This is a genomic window from Alteribacter salitolerans, assembly GCF_016901055.1.
Taxonomy (GTDB): domain Bacteria; phylum Bacillota; class Bacilli; order Bacillales; family Salisediminibacteriaceae; genus Alteribacter; species Alteribacter keqinensis.
In genome coordinates this window covers 1-25771 of record NZ_JAFEUX010000010.1, presented here as the reverse complement: position 1 = coordinate 25771, position 25771 = coordinate 1, and the positions used below count along the sequence as shown (strand labels likewise).

The 25771-nt window shown below is 43.7% G+C and carries 25 protein-coding genes; 18 read left to right on the top strand and 7 right to left on the bottom strand.

Annotated features, from left to right (window positions below):
- Nucleotides 1-11: 11 nt before the first annotated feature.
- Entirely contained in the window at nucleotides 12-1382 is a 1371-nt protein-coding gene (locus JSY36_RS16670; RefSeq protein WP_205167209.1) for a YheC/YheD family endospore coat-associated protein, read from the bottom strand.
- A gap of 267 nt (nucleotides 1383-1649) precedes the next feature.
- Between JSY36_RS16670 and JSY36_RS16665 the strand changes: the two genes are divergently transcribed.
- The 3 genes from JSY36_RS16665 (at nucleotide 1650) to JSY36_RS16655 (ending at nucleotide 4605) form a co-directional block, all read left to right on the top strand.
- Nucleotides 1650-2789: a DUF445 domain-containing protein gene (locus JSY36_RS16665; protein WP_205167208.1), complete on the top strand. Its 1140-nt coding sequence runs from the start codon at nucleotides 1650-1652 to the stop codon at nucleotides 2787-2789.
- Between the two features lie 134 nt (nucleotides 2790-2923).
- Nucleotides 2924-3286, top strand: a complete 363-nt coding sequence (locus JSY36_RS16660) for a YlbF/YmcA family competence regulator (RefSeq protein WP_122896215.1) — start codon at nucleotides 2924-2926, stop codon at nucleotides 3284-3286.
- 473 nt (nucleotides 3287-3759) lie between these two features.
- On the top strand, nucleotides 3760-4605 hold the full coding sequence (locus JSY36_RS16655; RefSeq protein WP_205167207.1) for a Cof-type HAD-IIB family hydrolase: 846 nt from the start codon (nucleotides 3760-3762) through the stop codon (nucleotides 4603-4605).
- 103 nt (nucleotides 4606-4708) lie between these two features.
- Here the strand turns inward: JSY36_RS16655 and JSY36_RS16650 are convergent, their stop codons facing one another.
- A complete protein-coding gene (locus JSY36_RS16650) occupies nucleotides 4709-4894 on the bottom strand; it encodes a YhzD family protein (protein WP_122896217.1) in 186 nt (61 codons plus the stop codon).
- A 335-nt stretch (nucleotides 4895-5229) separates the two neighbouring features.
- On the opposite strand from JSY36_RS16650, the gene JSY36_RS16645 reads away from it, so the two are divergent.
- The 9 genes from JSY36_RS16645 (at nucleotide 5230) to yhaM (ending at nucleotide 16933) form a co-directional block, all read left to right on the top strand.
- Nucleotides 5230-6129, top strand: coding sequence for an ABC transporter ATP-binding protein (locus tag JSY36_RS16645; RefSeq protein ID WP_122898436.1), 900 nt, complete (start codon nucleotides 5230-5232; stop codon nucleotides 6127-6129).
- The gene (locus JSY36_RS16640) at nucleotides 6122-7372 is read left to right on the top strand and encodes an ABC transporter permease (protein WP_205167206.1); all 1251 of its coding nucleotides are present in this window, start codon (nucleotides 6122-6124) and stop codon (nucleotides 7370-7372) included. Before JSY36_RS16645 ends, JSY36_RS16640 begins: the two co-directional genes overlap by 8 nt.
- Before the next feature lie 63 nt (nucleotides 7373-7435).
- Nucleotides 7436-7741, top strand: a complete 306-nt coding sequence (locus JSY36_RS16635; protein WP_336511509.1) for a hypothetical protein — start codon at nucleotides 7436-7438, stop codon at nucleotides 7739-7741.
- Between the two features lie 182 nt (nucleotides 7742-7923).
- Nucleotides 7924-9159 carry a metallophosphoesterase family protein gene (locus JSY36_RS16630; protein WP_205167205.1) on the top strand — a complete coding sequence of 412 codons (1236 nt, stop codon included), beginning with the start codon at nucleotides 7924-7926 and terminating at the stop codon, nucleotides 9157-9159.
- Complete coding sequence (locus tag JSY36_RS16625; protein WP_205167204.1) at nucleotides 9160-12168, top strand: AAA family ATPase; 3009 nt, start codon at nucleotides 9160-9162, stop codon at nucleotides 12166-12168. It abuts the gene before it with no gap.
- A 411-nt stretch (nucleotides 12169-12579) separates the two neighbouring features.
- On the top strand, nucleotides 12580-13251 hold the full coding sequence (locus tag JSY36_RS16620; protein WP_122896221.1) for a response regulator transcription factor: 672 nt from the start codon (nucleotides 12580-12582) through the stop codon (nucleotides 13249-13251).
- The gene (locus JSY36_RS16615) at nucleotides 13248-14597 is read left to right on the top strand and encodes a sensor histidine kinase (RefSeq protein WP_205167203.1); all 1350 of its coding nucleotides are present in this window, start codon (nucleotides 13248-13250) and stop codon (nucleotides 14595-14597) included. The genes JSY36_RS16620 and JSY36_RS16615 overlap by 4 nt, the downstream gene beginning before the upstream one ends.
- A gap of 37 nt (nucleotides 14598-14634) precedes the next feature.
- The gene (locus JSY36_RS16610) at nucleotides 14635-15855 is read left to right on the top strand and encodes an MFS transporter (RefSeq protein WP_205167202.1); all 1221 of its coding nucleotides are present in this window, start codon (nucleotides 14635-14637) and stop codon (nucleotides 15853-15855) included.
- 118 nt (nucleotides 15856-15973) lie between these two features.
- Nucleotides 15974-16933 carry a 3'-5' exoribonuclease YhaM gene (gene yhaM / locus JSY36_RS16605; RefSeq protein ID WP_205167201.1) on the top strand — a complete coding sequence of 320 codons (960 nt, stop codon included), beginning with the start codon at nucleotides 15974-15976 and terminating at the stop codon, nucleotides 16931-16933.
- A gap of 378 nt (nucleotides 16934-17311) precedes the next feature.
- On the opposite strand, the gene JSY36_RS16600 is transcribed toward yhaM, so the two are convergent.
- Complete coding sequence (locus JSY36_RS16600) at nucleotides 17312-17659, bottom strand: hypothetical protein (protein WP_142996761.1); 348 nt, start codon at nucleotides 17657-17659, stop codon at nucleotides 17312-17314.
- 135 nt (nucleotides 17660-17794) lie between these two features.
- On the opposite strand from JSY36_RS16600, the gene JSY36_RS16595 reads away from it, so the two are divergent.
- Nucleotides 17795-18067 carry a sporulation YhaL family protein gene (locus JSY36_RS16595; RefSeq protein WP_122896225.1) on the top strand — a complete coding sequence of 91 codons (273 nt, stop codon included), beginning with the start codon at nucleotides 17795-17797 and terminating at the stop codon, nucleotides 18065-18067.
- A gap of 318 nt (nucleotides 18068-18385) precedes the next feature.
- Here JSY36_RS16595 and JSY36_RS16590 read toward each other — a convergent pair whose 3' ends face one another.
- Nucleotides 18386-19105: a GntR family transcriptional regulator gene (locus tag JSY36_RS16590; protein WP_122898442.1), complete on the bottom strand. Its 720-nt coding sequence runs from the start codon at nucleotides 19103-19105 to the stop codon at nucleotides 18386-18388.
- Nucleotides 19106-19287: 182 nt separating this feature from the next.
- On the opposite strand from JSY36_RS16590, the gene JSY36_RS16585 reads away from it, so the two are divergent.
- A complete protein-coding gene (locus tag JSY36_RS16585) occupies nucleotides 19288-20619 on the top strand; it encodes a 6-phospho-alpha-glucosidase (protein ID WP_205167200.1) in 1332 nt (443 codons plus the stop codon).
- Between the two features lie 74 nt (nucleotides 20620-20693).
- Entirely contained in the window at nucleotides 20694-22253 is a 1560-nt protein-coding gene (locus JSY36_RS16580; protein ID WP_205167199.1) for a PTS transporter subunit EIIC, read from the top strand.
- Nucleotides 22254-22596: 343 nt separating this feature from the next.
- Here the strand turns inward: JSY36_RS16580 and JSY36_RS16575 are convergent, their stop codons facing one another.
- Complete coding sequence (locus tag JSY36_RS16575; protein WP_205167198.1) at nucleotides 22597-23520, bottom strand: peptidylprolyl isomerase; 924 nt, start codon at nucleotides 23518-23520, stop codon at nucleotides 22597-22599.
- 489 nt (nucleotides 23521-24009) lie between these two features.
- Between JSY36_RS16575 and JSY36_RS16570 the strand changes: the two genes are divergently transcribed.
- Together JSY36_RS16570 and JSY36_RS16565 are read left to right on the top strand one after the other, a co-directional pair.
- Nucleotides 24010-24114: a YjcZ family sporulation protein gene (locus JSY36_RS16570; RefSeq protein WP_084405609.1), complete on the top strand. Its 105-nt coding sequence runs from the start codon at nucleotides 24010-24012 to the stop codon at nucleotides 24112-24114.
- Between the two features lie 38 nt (nucleotides 24115-24152).
- Nucleotides 24153-24239 (top strand): YjcZ family sporulation protein, encoded by an 87-nt coding sequence (locus JSY36_RS16565; RefSeq protein ID WP_122896231.1) that lies wholly within the window; start codon nucleotides 24153-24155, stop codon nucleotides 24237-24239.
- Nucleotides 24240-24454: 215 nt separating this feature from the next.
- Here JSY36_RS16565 and JSY36_RS16560 read toward each other — a convergent pair whose 3' ends face one another.
- A complete protein-coding gene (locus JSY36_RS16560; RefSeq protein ID WP_122896232.1) occupies nucleotides 24455-24634 on the bottom strand; it encodes a hypothetical protein in 180 nt (59 codons plus the stop codon).
- A gap of 190 nt (nucleotides 24635-24824) precedes the next feature.
- Here JSY36_RS16560 and JSY36_RS16555 point away from each other — a divergent pair, with 190 nt between their 5' ends.
- The gene (locus JSY36_RS16555) at nucleotides 24825-25442 is read left to right on the top strand and encodes a DUF2140 family protein (RefSeq protein WP_205167197.1); all 618 of its coding nucleotides are present in this window, start codon (nucleotides 24825-24827) and stop codon (nucleotides 25440-25442) included.
- 71 nt (nucleotides 25443-25513) lie between these two features.
- On the opposite strand, the gene JSY36_RS16550 is transcribed toward JSY36_RS16555, so the two are convergent.
- A partial coding sequence (locus tag JSY36_RS16550; RefSeq protein WP_205167196.1) for a hypothetical protein occupies nucleotides 25514-25771 on the bottom strand: 258 nt, incomplete at its 5' end.

Genomic DNA, 25771 nt, shown 5'->3' with positions numbered 1-25771 from the left:
CCTTCTCTTTTTTAATCAAATGGACTGAGGTAATGACAATAAGATAGAAGTCTTTTCACCGAAGGACGGACTTTATCCTGGTCCGGGCTATCATAGGATTTTGACGGTTTCGAATTCACTTCAAGAATCCAGGGGTGGCCGTTACAATCGATACCGATATCGACTCCGAATTCACCGTAACACCCTGTTTCTCCGAGTGCCTCTTCAATAGTGAAGGCTGTTTCAACCGCCAGCTCGTTTAAAAAACGTATGAGATGAAACGTATGAAGTTCCGGAAACAAGCCTTCGAGTGTTTCAATCACTTTTTTCTGTTCGCCGCCTTTGGCTACATTTGAAACAATCCGGTCTTTGACACCGCACCGGGCGATCTTTGACGCCACCCCCCAGCAGCCACTCTCGCTTTTTACAGTAAGAACCCGGATATCAATAAGGCAGTCGTTTATGGTCAGAAGAGGAATGGCTTCCTGAACAAGATATCCTTTTTCTTTAAAACGGGGCAGCAACGTTGAATAAAAATGGTCAAAAGAACGGAAGTGGACGCTTTTTTCAGCTGTATCGGAAGGGTACTCTGCCTCTATGGAATGGTCGTGGCACGTTATTCGCAAAATGCCGTTCCCCTCACGGCCCCAAACAGGTTTTAAATAAAGCTGACTGTACCGTTTTGTAAACTGAAAAAAACCTTCACGGTCATTTGCAAGTACAGTATCGGGGAGGTAGGGACGTAAAGTCTCCTGGTCAGATAAAATCTGGTGCATCTCCCATTTATGAATAAACCGGTCATTAAAGAAGGGGATGTTTTTTTCCCGCGCTTTCCCGAGAATAAGCTTTCCTTTTTTTGAGCTCTCTTTTTTCGGTGTTGATATGCGGTTGTAAATAACATCCGGATACGGAATTTCTCCAAAAGTCCACGTTTCACCTTTTAAATAAAAGCCTTGAAGGTCTGAGTCTTCCAGACGCTGCTTTAATGGAATAACGACAAATGCAGCACAGACAGAAGAAGCGTATTCAGCCAGTTCTCTTGCAAAAGTACTGATCGCTCCGAATGGGGCACTTAAATCCTCTGTTCCTTCGTTGACCAGCATGGCAAAGAGAGGACCGATCTGCCACGTATCACGCTTTGGAAACTTCAAATAATATGGGGTATCGGCTTTTAATAACCCCTTAAAAGGGAATAGAGAGAAAGACACCCCGATAGTATCAGGTGCGCTCTCTGAATCTGTTTTGATGTCAGCTTTTTTTTGCCACGATCCAAACCGGACAGTTACGTCATCTCCAGGTATAAGGCCATATTCCCGGGCGAACCGGTCCGGGACCGTAATGGTATTTGTTAATTCATTTATAAAACGCAACCGGATCAGTGTCTGATCAGCCATGAATGACATGGACATCCCTCATTTGTTACTCTATATGATAAAAAGAATCAAACGATTCCTCTGATAGTCCGACCTGTTTTGTTTCAGGCTTTTTATGAAAATGTAATGAAGCCTGAGTGCCGTCCATTAAAGGGCTATACCAGATCCCCCGCGCTTCAGAGGATTGCCGGCACAAGGCTTCATTGAAGATGGTACACTGGTCTTATTGGGCGGGCAGATACCCTATACTATGAAATCCGGAATTTATTGGTGCAAATACAGACGAAGGTGATGCAAATGCAAACATTCACACTTGTAATACTTATGATGTTTATCGGGGCTCTCATTGGGGGACTGACCAACCTGATCGCAATCAGAATGCTGTTCAGACCTTTTCACCCGGTAAAAATAGGAGAGTGGCAGCTTCCGTTCACTCCCGGCCTGATCCCGAAACGAAGAAATGAACTTGCAGAACAGCTGGGTAATCTGGTAGTCAGTCATCTGATTACGGTAGAAGGTGTAAAAAGCAAGCTCTTCGATCAGCATCTTCTACAGGAAATCCGCACCTGGTTTAAAAAGAAAGTACACGACCTTTCATCAAGCGACTCCACCCTGGAGGAATGGTGGCGTAATGAATCTGGTGGAGACTGGTCATCTGAAAAAACCAAAGGGCGTTTCACCCGCTCGGTTGCCAATACGCTTGTAAAAACAGCCGATGAATACAGAAGTGAACCACTTGGTGACTGGCTGCCGGAGAGTCTTCTTGAAAAAAGTGACACTCTTATTCCTGAAACAGCAGATATGCTGCTCGATAAAGCCAAGGTCTATGTGCGTTCAGCAGAAGGAAAACAAAAAATAGGGGAAATGGTCTCCCGTTACTTCTCAACGAAAGGCAGTTTCGGGGGAATGGTCGGAAGAGTCGTAACAAATATTCCGATCACCGGCCGTATCCAATATGAATTGTTAAGGCTCCTGGATGACTATAAATCCAAAGAGTTCATTGAAAACCAGTTGAGAAAGGAATTTGCTGAGATTAAGGAGAAAAGTCTGGATCAGTTGTTCCCTGCTGCAGACTGGGAGGGCCGTGCAGAAAAAATGGCTGTAGAGATTGCCCGAAAAGTACCGGTGCTCGGTGAATGGGACCGTCCCATGTCTGAATGGGCCTACCGTTATGAGACTCAGCTTGTAGATACACTCATGCCGGCTGTTCTTGAAACATTAACGGCAATCATTGAACGAAACCTTCAGCGTATGCTTATGAACCTGAAACTTGATGAGATCGTCAAAGATCAGGTAAACGGTTTTCCGCTCCCAAAACTGGAAAAAGTGATTTTGTCCATAGCGAAAAATGAGCTGAAGATGATTACACTACTCGGTGCCCTGATTGGGGCCAGCGTAGGTCTTGTCCAAGGCCTGATTGCAGTTATGATCCTATAGCAGAGTGGAAAAGGAGAAAGTTTAGCCTTAGCGGATGAAGTCACCCAACCATGTATGTTATAGTCATAAAGAAGCATTAGTGCGTCTGTTCAAATCGTCATTGGCGCACAATACACTTAGGAGGATTTTTATTTATGGCTAACCCTTACGACAAAGCGCATGAACTTGCACGCGTTCTAAAAGAAAGCGAAGAATTCAGCACACTTAAAGAGCTTCACGACACTGTAAACAGTGACGACGTAGCAAAGCGTATGCTTGATAACTTCCGTAAAGTTCAAATCGAACTTCAACAAAAACAAATGCAAGGTGAGCAGATTTCTGAAGAAGAAATTCAAAATGCTCAAAAGCAATTTGAACTTGTTCAGCAGCACGAAACAATCTCGAAGCTCATGGAAGCAGAACAGCGCATGAGCCAGGTGATCGGTGACATCAACAAAATCATCACTGAGCCACTTGAAGAGCTTTACGGTGCTGAAGGCGAAGGCGAGCAGCAGTAATAAATATCAGCGTGGTCAAGGCGTTCTCTTAATGAGGACGCCTTTTTTGTGCGGTATTGGTGGAGGTAGGAAGGGAGCAAAAAATGGTAGATAAATTAAGAAAAAAGGTAGATATGTGTGCAGTGGGAGGACAGTCCGTGAGAGGCGGACACATTGAGGAGAAACCTGAATCAGGCCGTGGGAAAAGGGTCGGTAAACCGCCAAAAAATCATATGTCCATATTATGAAGGTTATAGAAAATGCCTTGTAAAGAATCGTCTCAAGTAGATGAATAACCCCCCCCACCCGATCAGCAAACTGTTAAAGATGATGAAGAACAGGAAAACGAGTCATCCCCTCTGCCATCCCAACCCTAAAACCAACATACACTTCACCTCCTACCCCGTCTCAAAAGAAGGACATTTCCTGTTCTAAAGCCTTTTTCCTATTCATAAGAATGAAGCAACGACCGGAAGACGAAGGGGGAGGCAAGCATGACATATCGCTTATTGGCGCTGGACATCGATGGAACCCTGTTAAAAACGAATCATAAACTTACAAAGGAAACGAAAGAAGCAATTGAATACGTTCGGAATAAAGGGGTCTATGTAACACTGGCCACTGGGAGAACGTATCCTTCGGCAAGAAAAGTAGCGAAAGCGTTGAAAATTGAGGATCATGAGCTTATCACTCATGATGGTGCATTTATAGGTTCATCCGTTGAAGAGCCAATGTTTGTCAGACGGCTGGACTCAGACCGTACGTATCAGGTAGTCGATATCCTTGAAAACTATCATTGTCATATAAGGCTGATGCATGAAAAGTACGCTCTCGCAAACAAAATTAAGCAGAAGAACCATCTTGTTGCAAGGATGAATATGGGGGTGGGAGATCCGCTCTTTTATGGAGTAAACTTCGTGGACTCCCTCAGCCATCACATTATTGATCAACCGATTACAGTACCTAAAATCAGGGCTCATTTCTGGAACGACATAGAACGGGAGGATGCCCTCGAAGAACTGGAAGAAGCAGTGCCGGGGATCAGACTCACATCATCCGATGAATCAAGCATTGATATTACCGACGAGACAGTTTCGAAAGCCCGGGGTCTTCAAATCATTGGACAGAAGCTCGGCATCGGACTTCATGAAATGGTTGCAGTTGGAAGTTTTGATAATGACAGGGATATGATCGCACAGGTAGGACTCGGAGTGGCCATGGGGCAGGCCCCGGCACCCTTACGGGAGGAAGCAGACTGGGTAACACGCTCCAATGACCAGAATGGCGTCGGTTATATGGTCAGGGAAGTCTTCCGTAAGCAGTTAAAGGTAACCATTTAACGGTTGCAGAAGCTTCAGTCACATGAAAAAAGACAGATATTAAAAGGCTGCCAGGGGGAAATTCAGCCCCAGGCAGCCTTTTATGAATGTAAGAACGATTTTTTTACACGTGAAACAGGACGAGGCCGCCGCTGTCACGGACAAGACGGCTGGTGTTGTCAGAGAGGTTTTTCTCGGTCAGCTTCTGTTCTCCGATTTTCTTTGCTTCTGCATCGTCTTTTGCTTCAAAGTTTTCGTTTAACAGGTGTTCACCTGTTTTACTGTAGGCAGTTAAAAAGTATTTTCCCATTCCTGGTCACCCCGCGGTTATCTGAATTTTCGAGCAATCACTAACTTTATTCTATCTGTAAGGGTTTACAAAAGCAAGAAAACCATCTGCCATACTTTTTTGAAGGTGGTCATATTTCACTCAGGTATTGAATTCCCCTCATTACATATTCCGCGGGTAGCTTGATCCCCAGCACTTTGCGCTTCCAGGCTCTCCCCCGGAACTCGTTTTTCCGGCATTTGCTCCAACCCACACTTTTAATATATCAGCAATGACCTTTCAAATAGCCTGACAGGTAGAGAAAAATAACACATATTCTGGTAAAGTAAGGAGAGATGATGGAAGGGAGCACAACTATGACACTCGAGCTTAGGAATGTAACAAAGAAATTCGGGGCGTTTACTGCAGTTAATGACATAAGTCTGACGATTCCAAAAGGAGAAATGTTCGGTATGCTGGGGGCAAACGGAGCGGGTAAAACGACGACATTCAGGATGATTCTCGGACTCATTGACCAGACTGATGGGAAAATCAGCTGGAAGGGAAATAAAATCGGCTATCAGTCCAGTCATCTGGTAGGCTACCTTCCAGAGGAGCGAGGGCTTTATCCGAAGATGAAAGTATCCGACCAGCTCGTCTATCTGGGGCGTCTGAGAGGGATGAAGAAAGGTCAGGTACTAATAGAACTGAAAAAATGGCTCGACCGGTTTAATATACCTGATTACATAGACAAAAAGATTGATGAACTGTCTAAAGGGAATCAGCAGAAAATCCAGTTTATCGCATCTGTCATTCATCAGCCGGAGTTGCTTATTTTAGATGAACCATTCAGCGGTCTTGATCCTGTTAATGTTGAACAGCTAAAAAAGGCTGTTCTTGACTTGAAGAATGAAGGAACAACGATTGTTTTTTCCTCACACCGCATGGAGCATGTGGAGGAATTGTGCGAATACCTCTGTATTCTGCAGAAAGGGGAGCCGGTCGTTAACGGGCCTTTAAAAGAAGTAAAACGCTCTTATGGAAAAAAGAAAGTAACAGTGGAAGCGGAATTTGAATTATCCTACCTGCAGGATATCGAAGGTGTAACTTCCTGTACTCTGTATTCCGGGGGCGCACGGCTTGTGATTACCCGTGAAGAAGTGGCAGATGATGTGTTCAAAGCCCTTTCCGGCCGAGGGTCTGTGCGCAAATTTGTTCTTGAAGAACCTTCACTGAATGATATTTTCATTGAAAAGGTCGGTGCTTCCTATGAATAAGTTTTTTATTATTTTGTTTCATACGTTTTTTTCCAAGCTGAAATCAAAGTCCTTTATTATCTCTACGATCATTACAGCAGTTATTGTAGCCGGGATTGCAAACATAGACCGGATTTTTGAAGCTTTTGAAGACAGAGGAGGAGAGACTGAAGTCGTTGGTGTTTACGATGAAGAGGATGAATACACCAGTCTTTTACAAGAGCATCTTGAGCCTTTTTCAGATCAGGTCATGCTCACCCCTCTCACCGGTTCAGAGCAAGATGGGATGGAAAGGCTCGAGAATGGGGAAATTGACGGGCTCCTTTCCTTAACTACAGGGTCTGATGAAATGCCTCACGCTGTTTACCGGGCAAAAACGGTCGTAAACGAGCGTGCCCCCCAGATTATAGAGCAGGCTCTTCAGCAGGTAAAAGTTGAAGTGGCTACTGCTCGCTTGGGGCTTGATGAAAGTACTGTTGAAGGAATATATGCTCCGGTGTCCTTCCAGACTGAGGCAACGAGTGATACAGCAAGGTCTGAAGAGGAACTTACCCAGACGCGCTTTCTCGTAAATGCCCTTGTAGTCGTGATCTATTTCTCTGTACTTGCTTACGGGAATATGATTGCCATGGAAGTGGCTACGGAAAAATCGTCACGGGTTATGGAAATCCTTGTTTCCAGTGTATCACCTGTTAAACAGATGTTCGCAAAAATATTCGGGATAGGTCTCTTAGGGATTGTTCAGTACATGCTCATTATTCTCATCGGTTATTTATCCATGAGAGGCAGTATGGAATCAGATGGCATGATCGGAGACATGTTTTCCGGGGTACCTGTTGTGTTAATGCTTTACGCTCTCGTTTTCTTTTTGCTGGGCTACCTGTTTTACGCTACGATTTCTGCTGTCCTGGGTTCTCTGGTCAGCCGGACAGAAGAGGTTAATATTGTCATTACACCACTTACCTTAATTGTGGTTGTTGCTTTTCTGATCTCCATGTTTGGTCTGAATGCACCTGAATCGGCGATTATTACGGTTACTTCTTATATTCCGTTTTTTACACCGATGGTCATGTTCCTCAGGGTGGGGATGCTTCAACTGCCATTCTGGGAGATTGCATTGGGGATTACGGTGATGGTTGCCTCTATTGTACTTTTTGCTATTATCGGTGCACGTATCTATAAAGGAGGAGTACTGATGTACGGCAAAGTCTCATCCTTAAAAGATATCAAGCAGGCACTTGCTCTTTCAAAGAAGGAATCATAACCCAGGACCGACTCACCTTTAGCCCGATTGTGCATAGAATGGGCATTGAAGGAGGGGACCGAATTGAATCAACAGGAAATGCATCATTTATGTAAAGACCACTTGTACCGCTACGTTTTGGTTACTACACAGGATCAGATGCAGTATGATGGCATAGTTGAAAACGTGGATGATGATTATTTGTATATGGCTGTTCCAGTCGGAGAGATTGGAGACAGCCAGCATCTGATACAGGGTGCCAGATTTTATGGAGGATACGGTTATACTCCCTATTACCCTCCGTATTATTACGGTCCGCGGAGAAGATTTCAGCGATTAATTCTCCCGCTTGCAGCTTTAGCAGCAATTTCACTGCTTCCATACTATTAAAAAGTGTTTAAAGGATATGTTGATTCATAACAGTTAATTGCAGCAAAACAATATAAACAAGAAGGGCATTTCAGAAGAGATGGGTTTATCCTTTCTGAAGTGCTCTTTTTGTATTTATGTCCCGAACAGATGATCGCTTTTTATGATATAATGATGAAAAAATCGGGAAAGGGTGTTCGATAATGGATATGATCCGTTTTATTCATTGTGCGGACCTGCACTTGGACCGGCCCTATGAAACCTCTCAACTACCGGAGAAAATCGTAAACCGTTTAAAAAAGAGTGCCTTTTATTCCTTTGAAAAACTGATCAGCCAGGCAATTGAGAGAGAAGTGGATTTTGTTTTAATCAGTGGGGATTTATATGATCTTGAGCACCGGAGTCTGAAAGGACAGCTGTTTGTGAAGAAGCAGGCTGAACGGCTTTTAGCTGAAGGAATTTCTCTTTATATTATTCATGGAAATCATGATCCTCTCACAGAAGGAACGAAGTCTGTTGCCCTGCCGGAAAATGTGACTGTTTTCGGGCCGAGGACAACCAGTGTTTTACATACCAATAAAGGGGTCCGGTTATACGGGTTCAGCTATGAGAATAGAAGTGTTACAGCTAACAGGATTGAAGAGTACATTAAGGAAAAAAGAGATGATGCAATGTTTCATATTGCCTTACTCCATGGCCAGGAACTTTCACAGCCTGAGCACGATCCTTACGCTCCTTTCAGATTAAAGGAACTGACAAACTCACCGTTTGACTACTGGGCTCTCGGACACATTCACAAGCGTCAGATTTTGAGCCGGGAGCCTTTGGTCGTTTACCCGGGGAATATTCAGGGGGGACATCGGAATGAAGAGGGACCTAAAGGGGCGTTTTATGTAGAGTTGTCAAAACAGGGGGGAGAGCTCACCTTTCTTGATACCTCCGAAGTGGACTGGCACAATGTGACCCTTTCCATTGCAGGGGTGGATTCTATTGAAGCGTTACTCTCCCTTGCTGAAGAGGCGTTGGATAAAGCAGTGGGCGAAGGGAAGTGCGGACTTGTACATTTGAGTTTTACAGGTTGCGGACCGTTGCACAGTGAGCTGAACGATCCGGCGGTAATGGAGGATTTTCTGGAAGAACTAAGAGGCGATGAAGAAACCCTCTTCGACCCTTTTATCTGGGTTCAAACCTTCAGTTTGAAAACGAGTCCCGACATTGACCGTCAAAAGGCGAAGGAGCAGTCGGATGTACTCGGTGATGTACTGACTGTAATTGATGAGTATTCTTTGGACGGTATTGAAGACGGGGTTCTCAGGGATCTCTACCGGCACAGAACCATCCGCAAGTATCTGACCAGCCTGTCGGAGAAAGAAAAGGCAGAGCTTCTAGGTGAAACGGAGCAATGGCTCGTCTCCCGTCTATTAAAGGAGGAAGCATAAGTGATAATCAAAGAGATTAATGTCTACGGATTTGGAAAATGGACGAATGAGTCGTTCACTCTTGACCCTCATTTTCAGCTCGTTTACGGAGAAAATGAAGCTGGCAAATCTACATTAATGTCATTTATCCAGGCTGTCTTTTTTGGCTTCCCCAAGAAAAGTGACCACCACAAATCATATGAGCCGCTTCATCACACAACTTACGGTGGATCTGTTGTGATCAGCACAAAAGAAGACGGCGATATTATGATTGAACGGGTTAGGAAAGGGAGAAAAAAAGGGGATGTGACTGTTAAATATTCGTCGGGAAAAACCGGGGGAGAAGATGACCTTCTGGAAATTCTGGACGGGTATACAGAACAGGTTTACCGTGGAATCTTTTCATTTGACCTCATGGGTCTGCAGGGGCTTGAAAAAATGAATGCCGAGGAAATCAACAGCTTTCTCTACGATACATCGATCAGTGGAGGACCTTCCCTTCTTTCAGGTGAAAAAGAGGCAGACGAGAAAATGCAGTCTCTATTTAAACCTAGAGGAAAAGTAACACCAGTCAATGTGACACTGAAAGACTTACAGAAGATCGAAAAGGAAGTCAACGAATGGAGAAGTAAGCTGGCCGGCTATGAAGAGATATCCGGAAAGGTTGAACTGGCGGAGAAAGAACTAAAAGAAACGGCAGGCATAAAAGAAAAGCTGGACTCGAAACAGGCAGAGCTTGATCGCCTGAAAAAGCTGCTTCCACTTTACGCTGACTATAAAATCATCCGGGAACAACGAAAAGGTAATGGGGAAATGACGTTTCCCGAATCCGGGATGAACCGTCTGGAGAGGTCGCTGAAAGAGAAAAAAGAGCTTGAGCTCCAGTTGACAGAACTCCATGAAAAAAAGAGCAGACTGGATGAACAGCGGAAAAACTGTCAGGAGAACCAATCTTCATATAATGTAAAAGAGATAGAAGGAAAGGTCCGGCAGCTGAACAAACAGGAGGGGCGTTATTCTGAACAGCTGCGCAGTAAGCAAACGCTTTCGGAGAAAATTCCTCCTCTTATTAAACAAAAGAAGAGAATTGAAGCTGACTGGGGCATAGAAGAGGAACGAAATTTTCTACACAGAGATACTACCCGTCAGTCAGAGGAAGAACTGATCCGGCTGAACTGTTTAATTACAGAATCAGATCAGGAACTCGAACGTATTAAAAAGGAGAAAATCCGGTTAGATGAAGACAGGAGGCGCCTGGAGTATGAATTAACAGAATCAAACAAAAACCTTTTGAATGATCAGGATAAAAGGGAAATTGAGGGAAACTTGAAAACAGTTCAACATTACGAGGCCTTTAAGCCTCAGCTTTCCATGCTCCAGCACCGCCTTGAAGTCCTGAGAGGGCAGGGTTCACCGAAGCAGCAAAATAATGATAACCTCTCAATGCTTCTCTTCGTTATTGGTGGGTTACTTCTTCTGTCCGGCATCTGGACGATTTGGACAGGAAGCCTGTTTCCAGGAATACTGACTTGTTTATTGGGAATCGTATCCATCGTTATTGGAGTAACGAGGTCAAAAAACAAAGCAGAGGGCACGCTGGAGGTGGAGCTGGATCAGGTTCAAAAAGAAGTTTCCGGATGGATAGAAGTTGAAAATAAAGTAAACAACTGGCCTGTTTCTGACTGGAAAATGAAACTGACCTTACACGAACAGGCTCAGCATCAAAAAAATCAAATAGAGAGAGAACTCCGGAACCTTAACCGGGTATGTAATGGACTGACAAACGAGAAAGAAAACTATCAGCAAAGAAGTAATGAAGCACTCGATGAGCTCCATCGCTGGGCTGTAACCTCAGGCTTTGACCCGGGATATACTGGTGAGCAGTATGAGGAGATGTTCGCCGATACAGTTAAATGGAAGTCACTCATGATGGAAGAAGAGTCCGTTGAAAACGAACTGATGTCTGTGACGAAGCAGATTAACAGCTTTATAGAAGAAGTATCCAGCACAGCACGTCCTGTTGGTATTATTCAAAGTGACGAGCCTGGTGCCATGCTCTACGAACTTGATCAATGGGTTCGAAATCAAACTAAAATCACAGCTGTGCTATCTGACCTGGATAAGGAATACAGCTCGCTGGCTGCAAGATCAGAAGCGATTCTAAGAAGGATTAAAAAAGAGGACGAAGAAATCACAAAGCTGTACGAGGAAGCAGGCGTCTCAACTGAGGAGAGCTTCAGGAAAAAAGAGGCCGAATGGAAGATGGAGAGACAGAAACAAGAGGAGGAACGGACCATACTGGCACAGATGAAAGCCATCTCTCCTGCAGACAGGCTGGAGAGTGACTGGAAACGGTGCGATGACATCTCAATAACAATTGATGAAGAAATAGAGCAGGTGCTGGAGGAAAAAAAGCTTAACGAAGAACGGGCAAGGCAGCTGGTAGAAGATATTACAACGTACCGGCATTTGTTGAAGGAGCTTGAAGACGGACAGTCTTATGAAGATTGTCTCCAGCATTATGAAATGACTCGTCAGAAGCTCTTATCCCTCAGCAAAGAATGGGCACGCTATGCACTGGCAAAAGATATTATTGATAAGACAAAACAGATCTATGAAGAAAAAAGGCAGCCTGCTGTGCTTAAAGGAGCGGAAAGCTACTTCAGACAGCTGACCGGGGATAGGTATACAAAGCTTTTTGCACCTCTGGGAGAAGCGAAATTCATTGTTGAACGAGAGGATGGTGTCCGCTTCAGCCCTGGAGATTTAAGCCAGGGAACATGTGAGCTGTTATACTTGTCACTCCGTTTTTCTCTTGCAGAACAGTATCAGCAAACGGAACGGTTCCCGATTATCATTGATGAAGCATTTGTGAACTTCGATGCTCTACGAAGAAAGCGCGTAATGGAAGCCGTAAAAAAAATATCAGCGAAGCATCAGGTTTTGTATTTTACATGTCACGATCATATGATCCAGGAGTCGGGGAGTATGAAGAAGATTCTTCTTGGACAAACGGTCAGCCAAAGGTGATTTTTTCAAAAAAGTACTTCCGTATGCGCGGGCATTTTCAGGTAAAGTTTAGTGAAAACCTGAGTGCCCATGGTTTCCTGCGGTTGTGCCGGCAAGATTCCTCGCGTTTAAGTAAAGAGGAGTCCTGCCCCGCCCCGGGGAGTCTCGGGCACTTCGGCTTCTTTTACAGGCCAGGTTGAAATGAAGAGCAGTTAAGTTAAACCCCATAATGAATTCACTTCAACTTAAGCCTGAAATCTTTAATTATGGCGACGACGGCCCCGTAATAAAACCTCTACATTTTTTCCTTAACCTCACATATTTGTACATATTCTCTGCCTTTCTTGTTCTTTCACCTGAAATTATTATAAAATAGCTACAACAGATGTGATTAGTTCAACTACAATACACCACTATTAAGGATGTGGACATATGGATAACTATAAAGTTTATTTAGTAGAAGATGAAAAGAATCTGGCAGAAGTCATTAAAGCGTATATGGAGAAAGAAGGCTGGGACGTTACAATTTTCCCGGACGGAAAGGAAGCCCATGACAACATTTCCAAAGCCCCGCACTTATGGGTTCTGGACATTATGCTGCCCGGGATGGACGGCTATCAGCTTCTTAAGGCAATTAAAGCGGATCAGGATACACCGGTAATCTTTATCTCTGCACGTGATAAAGATCTTGACCGTGTTCTTGGCCTTGAGCTTGGAAGCGATGATTACCTTGCAAAGCCGTTTATGCCTGAGGAACTTGTCATTCGTGCAAAAAAACTGTTAAAGCGCGTCTACCAGACTGAGGTACAGGAAGATAAAAAAATCGAACTCAACGGTTATACCATTGATACGAATTCAAGAACGGTGCATGACTACGAACAACAAATCGAATTGACGACGAAGGAAATGGATCTCATCATTCTTCTTACGAGCAATGTAGGAAATGCGTTGTCCCGGGAAGACATCATTGAATATGTATGGGGAAGCGATTATTTCGGTTCTGAGCGGGCGGTGGACGATGTAGTCCGGCGTGTACGTAAAAAGCTGCCGCGTATTCATGTTGAAACCCTTTATGGATACGGGTACAGGGTTCTGTCATCATGATCAAGCTCAATCTGACACAGCGGATTTGGTTCTCTTTTATAGCCATTATCCTGATGGTCGGGTTATTAATTGGAATTATTTATCCAATATCACTTAAAAGTACGCTCACCGAAGAGACATACCGGATCATTGAACAGGAACAGGCCAGAGTTATGCGGCCTAATGGAGATTACCCGGCACCGGCAACGTCCGAAGCAGAATTTCTTGAGAGACGTGAAGCTGCACGGTCTGTCGGTCACCTTGTCATTGGAGGCAACCAGCTTGGAAGGCGCTTTGGCGATCCTGTACCGACCGAAGTCCTTGTTGAAATGGGACAGCGTGCTCAGGATGTGGAGCGCCGCGGAAGGTACGAACTGACATATAATGACGCGACATTGTTTTATGTTGTTTTTAAATCGTACAGGCCTGAAGGAGAGGAATACCATATTACGTATATGTGGGATACGTATCGTGACGAGATGGTGAACAGATTGTGGTCGCGACTGTTTTACATTATGGTTATGGCAGGGCTTCTGAGCCTGATTCCTGCATTCTGGCTGAAGAATTATTTGAAGGTTCCACTTACCAGCCTGGGTAATCACTTTGAACAAATTGCCGAGCGGAACTGGAAAGAGCCTTTTCATTGGGAAAGTGACGACGACTTTGAAAAGCTGTCCAATCAGTTTGAGTCCATGAGACAGAACCTCATGAAATATGACCGTGCCCAGCGCACGTTTATTCAGCACGCCTCTCATGAGTTGAAGACACCGATAATGGTAGTGAAAAGTTACGCTCAGTCTGTAAAGGACGGAATACTGCCAAGGGAGAATATTCCTTCCACAATGGATGTGATTCTTGAAGAAAGCGAGCGTATGGAAAAAAGAGTCAAAGATATGCTGTATTACACAAAACTTGACTCATTAAAAGAAACGACGATGGAAAAAGTGAACTTCCCGTTCGGATCCCTTGCCTACCAGATCCGTGAACGCTTTTTTGTCCAGCGGGAAGATGTGGACATCGTTGTTATTGGAGAAAAGGTCAATGTATATGGAGATAAGGAGCAGATTCAGATTCTCCTTGAAAATCTTGTAGAAAACGCTCTTCGATATGCAGAAACAATGATTGAAATCAGCGCCGAAGAAACAGAAGATAAAATTATTCTCCGTGTAACAAATGACGGAGAAAAGATTCCTGAAAAAGAATTGGAGCATCTTTTTGCCCCCTTCAGAAAAGGGAATAAAGGTCAGTTCGGACTTGGTCTTGCTATAGTAAAAAGTATTGCTGAGCTTCATAAAGGTGAATCTTACGTAAGAAACACGGACAGCGGGGTTTGTTTTTCCATTCATCTGCCTATAAATAATAAATAGTTAACTAACGCCTTAGGCGCTGAAATGAGTGAATATCATGAGTGTTTCCGAAAAGAAGCGTAAAAAAGCGTTTCTGCTTCTTATGATAAATATGTTTGTTGTAATGATGGGGATCGGGCTTGTTATTCCGATCCTCCCTTATTATGTGGAGTCTTTTGGAGCCGGTTCAATAGAGTTGGGAATGCTTATAGCTCTGTTTGCATTTATGCAGTTTCTTCTTGCCCCGTTCTGGGGAAAACTATCAGATAAAATTGGCAGGAAACCTCTGATTGCCATAGGAATGTTTGGGTTTGCAGCAGCAGAATTTATCTTTGCATTTGCTACCCAAATGTGGATGCTCTATCTCTCCCGGATGATTGCAGGAACATTCGGAGCTGCTGTTATGCCAACAGCGATGGCGTACGTGGCTGATACAACAACTGAAGAACGAAGAAGTAAAGGTATGGGACTTCTCGGAATGGCGATGGCTCTGGGGATTGTATTTGGACCGGGTATCGGTGGATGGCTGGCTGAGATCAGCCTTGCAACACCGTTTTTATTTGCCGGAATTGCAGCATCAATTGCCGGACTTTTTTCAATCCTGTTTCTGCCGGAATCCCACCCCGCAGAAAAACGTAAAACAGAGGATACAGGTCTGAAAACAAACCAGTTTCAGGATATGTGGCAAGCTTTAAGAAGCCCGGCAGGCTTTCTGATTGCTTTGGTTTTCGCATTAAGTTTCGGCCTTGCTAATTTTCAGACCGTGTTTGGTATGTATGCGTTAGAGCGCTTCTCTTATAATCCTGCCGAGGTGGGAACGATCGTAATGATTGTAGGGCTGGTCGGAGCTGTTGCCCAGGGAGGCTTGATAGGAAGGCTTAGTAAGCGTTTTGGTGACGAACGTGTGGCACTCGGTTCACTCCTTTTAAGCGGGGCTGGATTTATTCTTATGGGACTTGCCTTTAACTATGCCACCCTGATTTTGACAACGTGCCTGTTTTTCCTGGGGAATTCCCTGCTCCGTCCATCTGTAAATGCGATGATTTCAAAACTTGCGGGAAGCAAGCAGGGACTGATTATGGGAGTAAATAATTCATTTGTAAGCCTTGGAAATGTTGCAGGTGCACTGATTGCCGGTAATTTTTTCGCGTGGAATATGTTTTTGCCGTTCGGGCTCGGTGCATTTGTCATGTTCTCTGCATTCGCGGCAACGCTTCTATGGCTTGGCAGCAGGCAGGAAAACACTGATGTTATTAATCACGAGGCGAAATCTCATTAAACGATAGTCCGTTACATGTTCTGCACCTGAAACCAGCAGCTGCTGGACAGAACACATGTTTGAAGAAATATGCTATACTTGTCAAAAAAAGAGACGATACATGGAGAGGGAGGAGAAGATGAAAAAAGGAATTAAGCACCATAAAATTGGGGAACCGGTAGAATCCTACCTGCTGATTAAAAGTTCAAAAAAAGGGGTGGCGAGTAACGGGAAGCCGTTTCTTACACTCATGCTTGCAGACCAAAGTGGAGAAATTGAAGCGAAGCTGTGGGGCTGTTCACCTGAAGATGAAGAACTTTTCATCGGTAAAGCAATTGTACATATCCATGGAGAAGTAAACGAATACCGGGGAAACCGCCAGCTGAAAATTAAAGCAATCCGGCCGACTTCCGATATGGATCAGGTTAATACGGCGGACTTTTTGCAATCAGCTCCTCTGCCACCGAATGAAATGCTGGAGAGGATTAACCAGTACCTGTTTGAGATGACGAACCCAAAAATCCAGCGAATTACCAGGCACCTTATGAAGAAGCATCAAAAAGCATTTATGGAAGCCCCGGCAGCTACAAAAAATCATCACGAATATGTATCAGGGCTTGCTTATCATGTTGTATGTATGCTCGATCTGGCAAAATCCATTTCTGCCCTTTATCCTACACTTGATACGGATCTTCTGTATTCAGGTGTTATCCTCCACGACCTCGGAAAAGTTCATGAACTTTCCGGACCTGTCGCTACCGAGTATACAAAAGAAGGGAAGCTTCTCGGTCATATTTCCATTGTAGTAAATGAGATTGCAGAGGCAGCAAAAGAACTGGAGATTGAAGGTGAAGAAGTACTAACCCTTCAGCATGTGGTATTGAGTCATCATGGCAAAGGAGAATGGGGAAGCCCCAAACCGCCTATGATCAGAGAAGCGGAGATTCTCCACCATATTGACAACCTGGATGCGAAGATGAATATGATGGACAGAGCGCTTGAAGGCGTTCAGCCCGGAGAGTTCAGTGATCGAATTTTTCCTATGGACAACCGCACGTTCTACAAGCCATTGTTTCATGACAAACCTCTGGACTTATAAAAAGAAGCCATCCCCTTACAGCAGTTGCTGTAAGGGGATATTTTTATGTGGAAAGAGGATGTTGGGAGGAGTCGAAGATTAATGAAGGCAAGGTGATGAAGAACGTCGGGGAGCCCAAGGTCAAGGATCCTGGTTGACGATCAAAGCTGCCAAACGTTCAATAAAGGGAGGAAGTCGATGAACAACGTGTCTAAACTGATCCCACACCAAACCTCATGTACTCTGCTCCATTAATTGAACCCCCTCGCACTCTATTTATTGCTTCTGGCACAGACGAAAGCGTCTGACGAATGAGTTCCGAGAACCCGCTTCATTCCACACAAAAAACGAACGTGACAACAGTCCGTCCGTCTGGTTAATTATAGGATTTTCTCAGATTTAAAGCTGGTCAGGGCGTTTAGAATTCCTGATTGAAGATGAACGGACTTCCTGGAGAGGACGCGATTGATCAACAATAACAGCTTCTGCAAGAACTTCCTTAATTACTTCGTCTTCGAACCAGTTATAACAATCCGATTGATACCACTCATCCCATGTCATTTCCTTACAGTTACCCCACGCCTCCTGCCAGTAGGCGAGTAAGAATGTTTCTACCTTCTCATGAGCGATAGGGAAATAAACAAGAGGAGAGTTCTCCCTCTTTCCTTCAAGCTCTGCTAGGGTGATTCTAATCAATTCTTCCTGAAACTGGCCATATGTTAAATCTGATAGTCTCTGTTTAGTCATGAAATAACCCTCCGGTGATTTGTCAGTATATTTTTCTATTCCCGAATCAAGCTGGAAAAAAACACAAACTATCATATTTTTTCTCCCGGACCATATTAGTAGTAGAGAAAAGAAAAAGAAAGGGATGGTTGAATCGTGAAACGGATTAAAATTGTAGCAATCATTCTCGCTATCATATTCACTGCATTTGTTGTAAGAATTCTCTCAATGACAACTGTGGGAGCATTTTTGTTTCAAGTACCAGGCTGGGTTTACTTTCTGTACGCGGGAGTTATATTCTGCGGGTACAAAGCAGTACAAGCTATCGGAGATGACCGTAAAAAAGAACGTGTACTGATTGAACAGGAAGGCGAAATCATCATGAAAAAAGTACGGGATGAGAGGGAAAAAAGGAAGCTCGGTTCATAAAAGGAAAGTTAAGGAAATTATGAAAGCAGACTTGATAAAGAATCCAAATGATCTGCTTTTACAGACGCATTGTGTGGAAATCCCGATCATATATTCAAAATTCAGGTGGCCATATTCATGCTTTAAAAAGAAAAGATGGTGGTGTCTTAAAAGGGCCAAAACAAGTATGGATCCACCAACTGCCAGCCCACGACGAGAAACCACTCACAGCGGGGTTCATCAGAGGGGAGCAGCTCATTGCTACAGAGTAGAGAGAGCCTCATAAGGTGGCATTCCACCTTATGAGGCTCCCTCTTTTTATTATTGTAGTAATACTCGTCAGGAGTTTCTGTTTGCCACGATCGTAAACTTGTATTCATCACTCTTAAAGTACAATTCGCTATACTCAAATACCTGGTCATCGGTTAGGTTGGAGAATAATTGAACTTTCAGGATCGGAATGGCTTCTGAAAGATGGAGCAACTTTTGGATCTTTTCTTCAGGAAGGAGAGGGATTACTTCCTGGAAGCTGTCTTTAATTTTCAGCTTTTTTTTGTTCTCAATATAATCGTACTTTGACCCTGACATGATTTCGTATGAGAGGTCAGGAAATAAACGGACGGGCAGGTAAGTATCTTCGAGGACAAAAGGGATGTTGTCTACCATACGCTGCCTTCTTACGTAAAATGTTTTTTCCCCATCGGACAAGTTTAGGATCTGGCGGATACTTTCTTCGGGTTCCAACAGCTGGAAGTCAACCACGTGATTGGAAATCGTTTTTCCGTAGGCTTCCATTTCCTCTGTAAAGCTGCGCAGGGAATAGATGTTATGTTCAATTTTTGCTTCCTTTACATATGTACCGCTGCCCTGGATTTTATAAAGCAGCCCTTCCTGAACGAGTAGCTGTATAGCCTGCCTGACTGTCACACGGCTGGCGTTAAATGATTCAGACAGTTTCGCTTCAGTAGGGATTGCTTCCCCTTGTTTCCATGCTTTTTTATGTATTTCTTCTTTCATTTGACTGGCGATATTTCTGTATAGCGGAGAAGAAGTTTTCATATTTAATTCCCTCACATTCATCAATGGGTTGTTTTATTTGTATCACTCCTCTATAGCATACGCCAGATTTTTTTAATGAGCAAACAGATTTTTGTTGACGCTTACATTTGAATGTATTATATTTGTATTATAAAGATGTTAATACAAATAATATACAAATTAATCTTTTGGGAGGCGACATCATGAAAAAGCAAAATCTTGTAGTAGTAGGTGGAGGAAGTACATATACGCTGGGAATGGTTATGAGCCTTATTGAAGAAAAGGAAAATTTCCCTCTTAAATCCATTACTTTTTATGATACAAACGCTGAAAGGCAGGAAAAAATTGCAAAAGCGACAGAAGTCATTTTAAAAGAGAAATACCCTGAACTGGAATCATTCAACTATACGACAAACAGAAAGAAAGCTTTTTCTGATGTGGATTTTGCATTTGTTCAGATCCGTACAGGGGGACTGCAGATGCGTGAAAAAGATGAGCAGATTCCCCTCCGGCATGGTGCAGTTGGTCAGGAAACTTGCGGGCCGGGTGGCATGGCGTACGGTCTTCGTTCCATTAAAGATATGATCGAGGTTGTAAACGATGTAAGAGAGTACGCACCGGATGCATGGATTCTTAACTACACAAACCCTGCAGCAATTGTTGCAGAGGCTTTGAGAAGAGAATTTCCAAAAGATGATAAGATCTTAAACATTTGTGATATGCCGGCAGCGATTATGGTAAGCTACGCTAAAATTCTTGGAAAAGAGATCTGGGATTTGGTACCGGAATACTTCGGACTCAATCATTTTGGGTGGTTTACTGACATCTATGATAAAGAAGGAAACAAACTTACAGATGACATTAAAAATGCAATTAAAGATAATGGTTTCCTTCCGGAAGACTCTGAAATTATAAATGACCCTTCATGGATAAAGACATTCAAACAAGTAGAAACGATGCTAAATGATTTTCCTGACTACCTGCCAAATACTTATCTGCAATATTACCTTTACCCATCACAGATGGTGGAAAAAGAAGACGTGGAAAATACGAGGGCCCGCCAGGTCATTAATGGCCGTGAAAAGCGTGTTCATGATCAGTGTGAAACATTAATCCGTGACAACTCAACGGAGCATGCAGATCTTGAAGTGGACATTCACGGGTGTTATATGATCCGCGTAGCGGCCTCCCTTGCCTACAACAACGGTGATACATTTATCGTAATTGTGGAAAATAACGGGGTTATTTCCAACCTTCAGGACGATGCCATGGTCGAAGTTCCTGCATCACTAACTGCCCGGGGTCCAAAACCGTTTGCTGTCGGAAGTATTCCAACGTTCCAAAAAGGACTCATTGAAGGTCAGCTGGCATTCGAAAAGCTTGTAGTAGATGCCTGGTACGAAAAAGATTACAACAAGCTTCTCCAAGCTCTTACGTTGAATCGTACAGTAGTTGATGCTCCTCGTGCGCGTGCGATCCTTGATGATCTGATTGAAGAAAATAAAGAATTCTGGCCGGAGCTGGCAAAAAAATAAAGATGGAAGCCGGGCTGGTAACTTTCCAGCCCCGTTTCGTTAATCACGATTAGTAAAACAGGGAGGGTAACATCATGAATTTTGCAAGCTTGCAGAAGTTTGGAAAGTCCTTAATGGTTCCCGTAGCCTTACTGCCGGCTGCAGGAATTTTACTTGGAATCGGAGCAGCGATGAACGGTCCTCTTGCTGATTATTTAACATTTTTGCAAGCGGATTCAATGCAGTCTGTAAGTAATGGAATGACGACAATTGGACTGAGTATCTTTCAAAATCTGCCGATTATATTTGCAGTGGGAGTGGCTATCGGTCTGACCGGGGGATCTGGTATAGCGGCGCTTGCAGCATTGCTCGGTTATATTATTATGAATACAACGATTTCACTGGCAATGAACATCACACCGCAAATGGCAGAAGAGAGCGGTGAATACGGGATGACTCTCGGCATTGCTTCCCTTGAGACAGGTGTGCTGGGTGGTATCATTGTCGGGTTACTGGCCGTATGGGTTTATAACCGCTTTAAACGTTTTCAGCCTCCTGAAGTGCTCGGTTTCTTTGCAGGTGACCGGTCTGTTGGGATTGTAATGGTGTTTATGTCCATTATTTTGGCGTTCCTGGTTATGCTTGTCTGGCCTCCGATTCAAACGGGGATTAATGCAGTGGCGAATATAATCGCAACAGATGCCACAAACCCTGCTTATATAGGACTTTACGGCTTCCTCGAGAGAGTCCTTATTCCAACAGGATTACATCACATTTGGTACGCACCGTTTTTGTGGACGCAGCTTGGGGGAACAGCTCAAGTTGCAGGACAGATGGTTTCTGGTGACCAGTATATTTTCCTTGCTCAAATTGCAGCAGGAGAAGAAGTAACGGCTGGACGCTTCATGGCTGGTAAGTACCCTATTGTTATGTTTGGCCTGCTTGGGGCAGCATATGCAATGTATCGTCAGGCGGATAAAAAAAACCGTCCGGTTGTAAAAGGTATGCTGATTGCAGCTGCAGGTACTGCTTTTCTTACAGGAATAACCGAACCGATCGAATTTACGTTTTTATTTGTAGCACCTCTGTTGTTTGTTATACATGCTGTCATAACCGGGTTCAGCTTTGCTGTTGCCTATATATTGAATGTTCAGCTTGGCTGGGCTGGAGGCTCGGGGTTAATCGATTATATTTTAGTTAACGCACTTCCTGGTACACCGAACTGGTGGATGAACCTTGTGATGGGGGCAGCTTTCTTTGTTCTTTACTATTTTATTTTCTCCTTTGCCATTAAAAAGTGGAATCTCGCAACACCGGGAAGGGCCGGTCAGGAAGCGAAGTTGTATACGAGGAAAGATTACAATGAAAAAAAAGAAGCAGGAAGTAAGCCTGCAGCAAAGAAAGACCAGTACCGTGAAACAGCTAAGGAAATTCTCACTGCTCTTGGAGGAAAAGAGAATCTCGAGCATGTGGATGCCTGTTTTACACGCTTACGGGTCACTGTAATCGATTCGGCGCAGATTGATGAGGCACAGCTTAAAGCATTGGGTGCTGCCGGTGTTATGAAATACAATAAAAACATACAGGCAGTCTTTGGTGGAAAATCAGACTTATATAAAAATGAAATCAATGACATCTTGGAAAGAAGCGCATAGATAAGCGGCCTTCATGATTACTAAGATTAAAGATAGCAGGGACCCATTTCCTCTGCTATCTTTTTTACTGCACTGGTATTAATAGGGATGGTGTTCTATGCAAAAGGAATCTATCATGATAATACAATGAGAGGATTCACGTTGTGCGGATTTGAACGCCTATGCGAGACTCCCTGCGGAAGTGCGAGACAGACGAGACCCCGCAGGGGCAAAGCCCTGAGGAGGCTTGGCGTGAGTCCGCGGAAAGGGAGCGTATTCCGTTTAACGAAGCTGAATATCAATTTTTTTTCCGGGTAACCAAACTAAAAAGCGGGAAGCACATAAGTGTGCTTCCCGGATATATTTACTGGTCAAACAACCCTTCGAATCGGCTGTCAATAACATTAATTTCAACTTCGTCAATCACTTCCTGCTGCAGTTGACCCATTCTCTGCATCATACGCTGGTTAAGCGTATTTCTGAGCTGATCTTCAACTTCTTCAAAGTCATCTTCAAATTCATTGCGATCGGTTACTTGAATAATATGAAAGCCAAAATCAGAGCTGACAGGCTCACTGATTTCGTCTGTATCGAGACTGAAAGCTGCTTCCTCGAAAGGAGGCGTCATTGTTCCACGGCGGAAGAAACCAAGGTTACCACCATCTTCACGGGAACCTGGATCCTCTGAATACGTCTCTGCGAGTTCTGAAAAGTCTTCACCATCTATAAGACGCTCGTAAAGCTCGTCAGCAGTTTCCTGGTCTTCTACAAGGATATGACGGGCTTTTACTTCCTCACCACGCTCATACTCCTCACGAAGTGCATCCTCATCCGGTTCTCCTTCATCTCCTGCAAGCTTTTGCAGAACAATGTGGTGCTGGACCCGTTCACGGAGTTCCTCTTCACCTGAAACACCTTGCATCTCCATTGCATTGTAGAATTCTTCGTCTGATTCGACGCCCATCAGTTCCTTAATGGATTCAATCTCATCATCCACTTCTTCCTCTGTAACGCCTAGTTCTTCGGCTTTATTGTTCATAATTGTTGTGAGTACAATTTCCTGAAGAACCTGATCTCCATACATGTCTTTTAATTTATCTACGAGTTCCTGCTCAGTCACATTACCGGCACTTGTTTCAACCACGATTTGTTCATCGCTCTCCTGAGCTTCAACATTGGACTCATTGCCATTCTGGCTGTTTTCTTCTCCGTCGCCTGCATCGTCATTAGTACATGCACCTAAAACAAGTACCATTGACGAGGCAAACAAAACCCACTTCTTCTTCAACCTCTCCATCTCCCCTGTGCTTATAAACCAAGCTGTTTTTATCACATATACTATAGCACAGCAGGGGGTAAATTGAAACGATTGTATAAGGAAGAAGGATTTAACAATCTTATTTTCGTTGTTTGAAATTGTAATCCCTAACAAGTGATAAATTTTTTTTTGATTTTCCGAGTCCCGCTGCAGCGCCAGCGAGCTCGAGGTCATTTATCATCTGCTTCTTCCGTATACGAAGCAACTCGCCGTTTATCAGGAAGGTGAAGCTCGTAGCTGAAGCCTGCATAACGGCTTCAATCTGGTGGCCTCCCTCAAATGCTTGTGACTAAAGGATAATGGCAATTAAGGCTTTTGTCATCATTGCGAGAAGCCAATTCTTCTTTTTCGCTCGTGACCAAGGCGCTTTCACTTTTGTACTTGAGGGGGAAAATTATCAAAGAACTCGTGACAAACGTCCAAACAAACAAACCATTTTTAAATAGTATGTAATGAACGATGAAAAGGAGGGATACCATGTCACATTCTTACGATAATGGATTTGCATTGCTAGTCGTATTGTTTATTTTGCTGGTTATCATTGGGGCGGTCTGGGCTTACTAGTGCCATATTTTTAACATAGGCGAAAGGGGGTAACGCTTATGAGTCATAAAGGACATGGTCAGGGATTTGCGTTAATCGTCGTACTTTTCATCCTGCTCGTTATCGTCGGAGCATCCTGGTATTAAAAAGCACGTTTTCTGAGTTTGATAGAAAAACTTGGCTTTTCGCCCATAGCGGCGAAAGGCTTAGTTGGCTTTTGCGGTTCGTTTCCCGCGAGCGCACGGGGTTCCGGGAGAATGGAGTGAAAACGGAGATGAATATAACCTGAACAACAAAAAAACTGACTCGCATGGCTGTGAACCGAAGGAGTCAGATTTTTCCGTTTTTTCAGTCGCAGTATTTACGTAAAGAAGATCCGAACAAAGGAAGAAGTAAGCAGAATCATAATCAGAACATTAATTGTCCGAAATACTTTCGGCTGCTTTTCTTCTGAAATTTCTTTTTGAATACATAATGTATTAGTCATAGAATTGATTGTGAATAAATATAGCGCTGCAAATAACACAAATGGAATAATCATCAAGTAACCCCCATAGCTTAGGTTCATTGTTTAACTTTATCAAAAGAAAGTCAAAAATCATAGTAAATCAATCACATTGTTCCCATTTCGAAGCGCGTTGCTTTAAAATAAACGGGGAAGGGCTTTTTCCATTATAGATAAAAATACGTACATCCAGCTACTTTATTACAAGAGAGGAGAATGATTCGTTGTGAAATGGAATCAGAACAAATGGAAAACAGCCTTTTTCTCTTTGCTTACTATTGTAACATTAATCACGGTTTTCATCATGTTTATGTTGTTACGACTGTTTGGGCCCATTGACGACCCTGAGTGGACTCAAGTGGAAAGAGGGGACTGGGAGTCGCAATATCCATCCTTTGTACTTGAGGCCGATAAAGGTAACCTGAACCGGCTGATTCAACAGGAATTGGATAAAGAAGACCCTGGCCGTGAATACGACATTTACCTGGAAGATGAGGTTCACTTCCGTGCCTCATTCAGTGTTTTCGGCAGCCAGGTCCCTGTTGAGATGAATTTAGCACCGGAAGTAACCGATGATGGAAACATCATACTTCAGGAGACGTCATTTCGAATCGGCTCTATATCACTTCCTTCTGCTCAGGTCTTCAGGATGATGGACTCTATGGCTGACCTTCCCGATTTTGTCTATATAAACCCTAATGAATCGATGATTTATATTCAGCTTCAGGAAGGGGTATCGGAGGATGTTCTTGTGGAAGCAGAGGAATTCAATCTTGAAGACGACAGGATCCGTTTTACGATCTTTTTAACCGGAGAAGGAGAACCGGAAGAGGAGATGGAATAATTAAGCTGTTTTCGCATAGATTGTTGCTATTTTCATTTCCTTCAGAGTACAGATAATGAGCCTGCGTGCCCTTATCTTTCCGTGGCGGTGCCGACAAGCCTGGAGAAATCACCATGCTTCTCCCTCTTCCGGTTACGCTTCGCAGCTATCTGCTTCGAAGCAAATCGAAGCTCATTCGAGATGTAAATGCTCGTCACTGCCACAGGAGCATTCCTGTTAGTAGGTGAAGTGGCCTCTTGCACAAAAAAAGGTCCTCCGTTATGATGCAGGTTGCGAACCCAATACACCAAGAGGAGGACCTTTTGATGCATCATAATCGAAATTACAAA

Excerpts from the sequence above, each read along its gene's own strand:
- JSY36_RS16665 (WP_205167208.1), top strand. The coding sequence starts at position 1,650 with ATGCAAACATTCACACTTGTAATACTTATGATGTTTATCGGGGCTCTC.
- JSY36_RS16570 (WP_084405609.1), top strand. The coding sequence starts at position 24,010 with ATGAAAAGGAGGGATACCATGTCACATTCTTACGATAATGGATTTGCA.
- JSY36_RS16660 (WP_122896215.1), top strand. The coding sequence starts at position 2,924 with ATGGCTAACCCTTACGACAAAGCGCATGAACTTGCACGCGTTCTAAAA.
- JSY36_RS16600 (WP_142996761.1), bottom strand. The coding sequence starts at position 17,659 with ATGACTAAACAGAGACTATCAGATTTAACATATGGCCAGTTTCAGGAA.
- JSY36_RS16640 (WP_205167206.1), top strand. The coding sequence starts at position 6,122 with ATGAATAAGTTTTTTATTATTTTGTTTCATACGTTTTTTTCCAAGCTG.
- JSY36_RS16630 (WP_205167205.1), top strand. The coding sequence starts at position 7,924 with ATGGATATGATCCGTTTTATTCATTGTGCGGACCTGCACTTGGACCGG.
- JSY36_RS16655 (WP_205167207.1), top strand. The coding sequence starts at position 3,760 with ATGACATATCGCTTATTGGCGCTGGACATCGATGGAACCCTGTTAAAA.
- JSY36_RS16620 (WP_122896221.1), top strand. The coding sequence starts at position 12,580 with ATGGATAACTATAAAGTTTATTTAGTAGAAGATGAAAAGAATCTGGCA.
- yhaM (WP_205167201.1), top strand. The coding sequence starts at position 15,974 with ATGAAAAAAGGAATTAAGCACCATAAAATTGGGGAACCGGTAGAATCC.
- JSY36_RS16615 (WP_205167203.1), top strand. The coding sequence starts at position 13,248 with ATGATCAAGCTCAATCTGACACAGCGGATTTGGTTCTCTTTTATAGCC.
- JSY36_RS16585 (WP_205167200.1), top strand. The coding sequence starts at position 19,288 with ATGAAAAAGCAAAATCTTGTAGTAGTAGGTGGAGGAAGTACATATACG.
- JSY36_RS16650 (WP_122896217.1), bottom strand. The coding sequence starts at position 4,894 with ATGGGAAAATACTTTTTAACTGCCTACAGTAAAACAGGTGAACACCTG.
- JSY36_RS16580 (WP_205167199.1), top strand. The coding sequence starts at position 20,694 with ATGAATTTTGCAAGCTTGCAGAAGTTTGGAAAGTCCTTAATGGTTCCC.
- JSY36_RS16565 (WP_122896231.1), top strand. The coding sequence starts at position 24,153 with ATGAGTCATAAAGGACATGGTCAGGGATTTGCGTTAATCGTCGTACTT.
- JSY36_RS16590 (WP_122898442.1), bottom strand. The coding sequence starts at position 19,105 with ATGAAAACTTCTTCTCCGCTATACAGAAATATCGCCAGTCAAATGAAA.
- JSY36_RS16560 (WP_122896232.1), bottom strand. The coding sequence starts at position 24,634 with ATGATTATTCCATTTGTGTTATTTGCAGCGCTATATTTATTCACAATC.
- JSY36_RS16645 (WP_122898436.1), top strand. The coding sequence starts at position 5,230 with ATGACACTCGAGCTTAGGAATGTAACAAAGAAATTCGGGGCGTTTACT.
- JSY36_RS16610 (WP_205167202.1), top strand. The coding sequence starts at position 14,635 with ATGAGTGTTTCCGAAAAGAAGCGTAAAAAAGCGTTTCTGCTTCTTATG.
- JSY36_RS16670 (WP_205167209.1), bottom strand. The coding sequence starts at position 1,382 with ATGTCATTCATGGCTGATCAGACACTGATCCGGTTGCGTTTTATAAAT.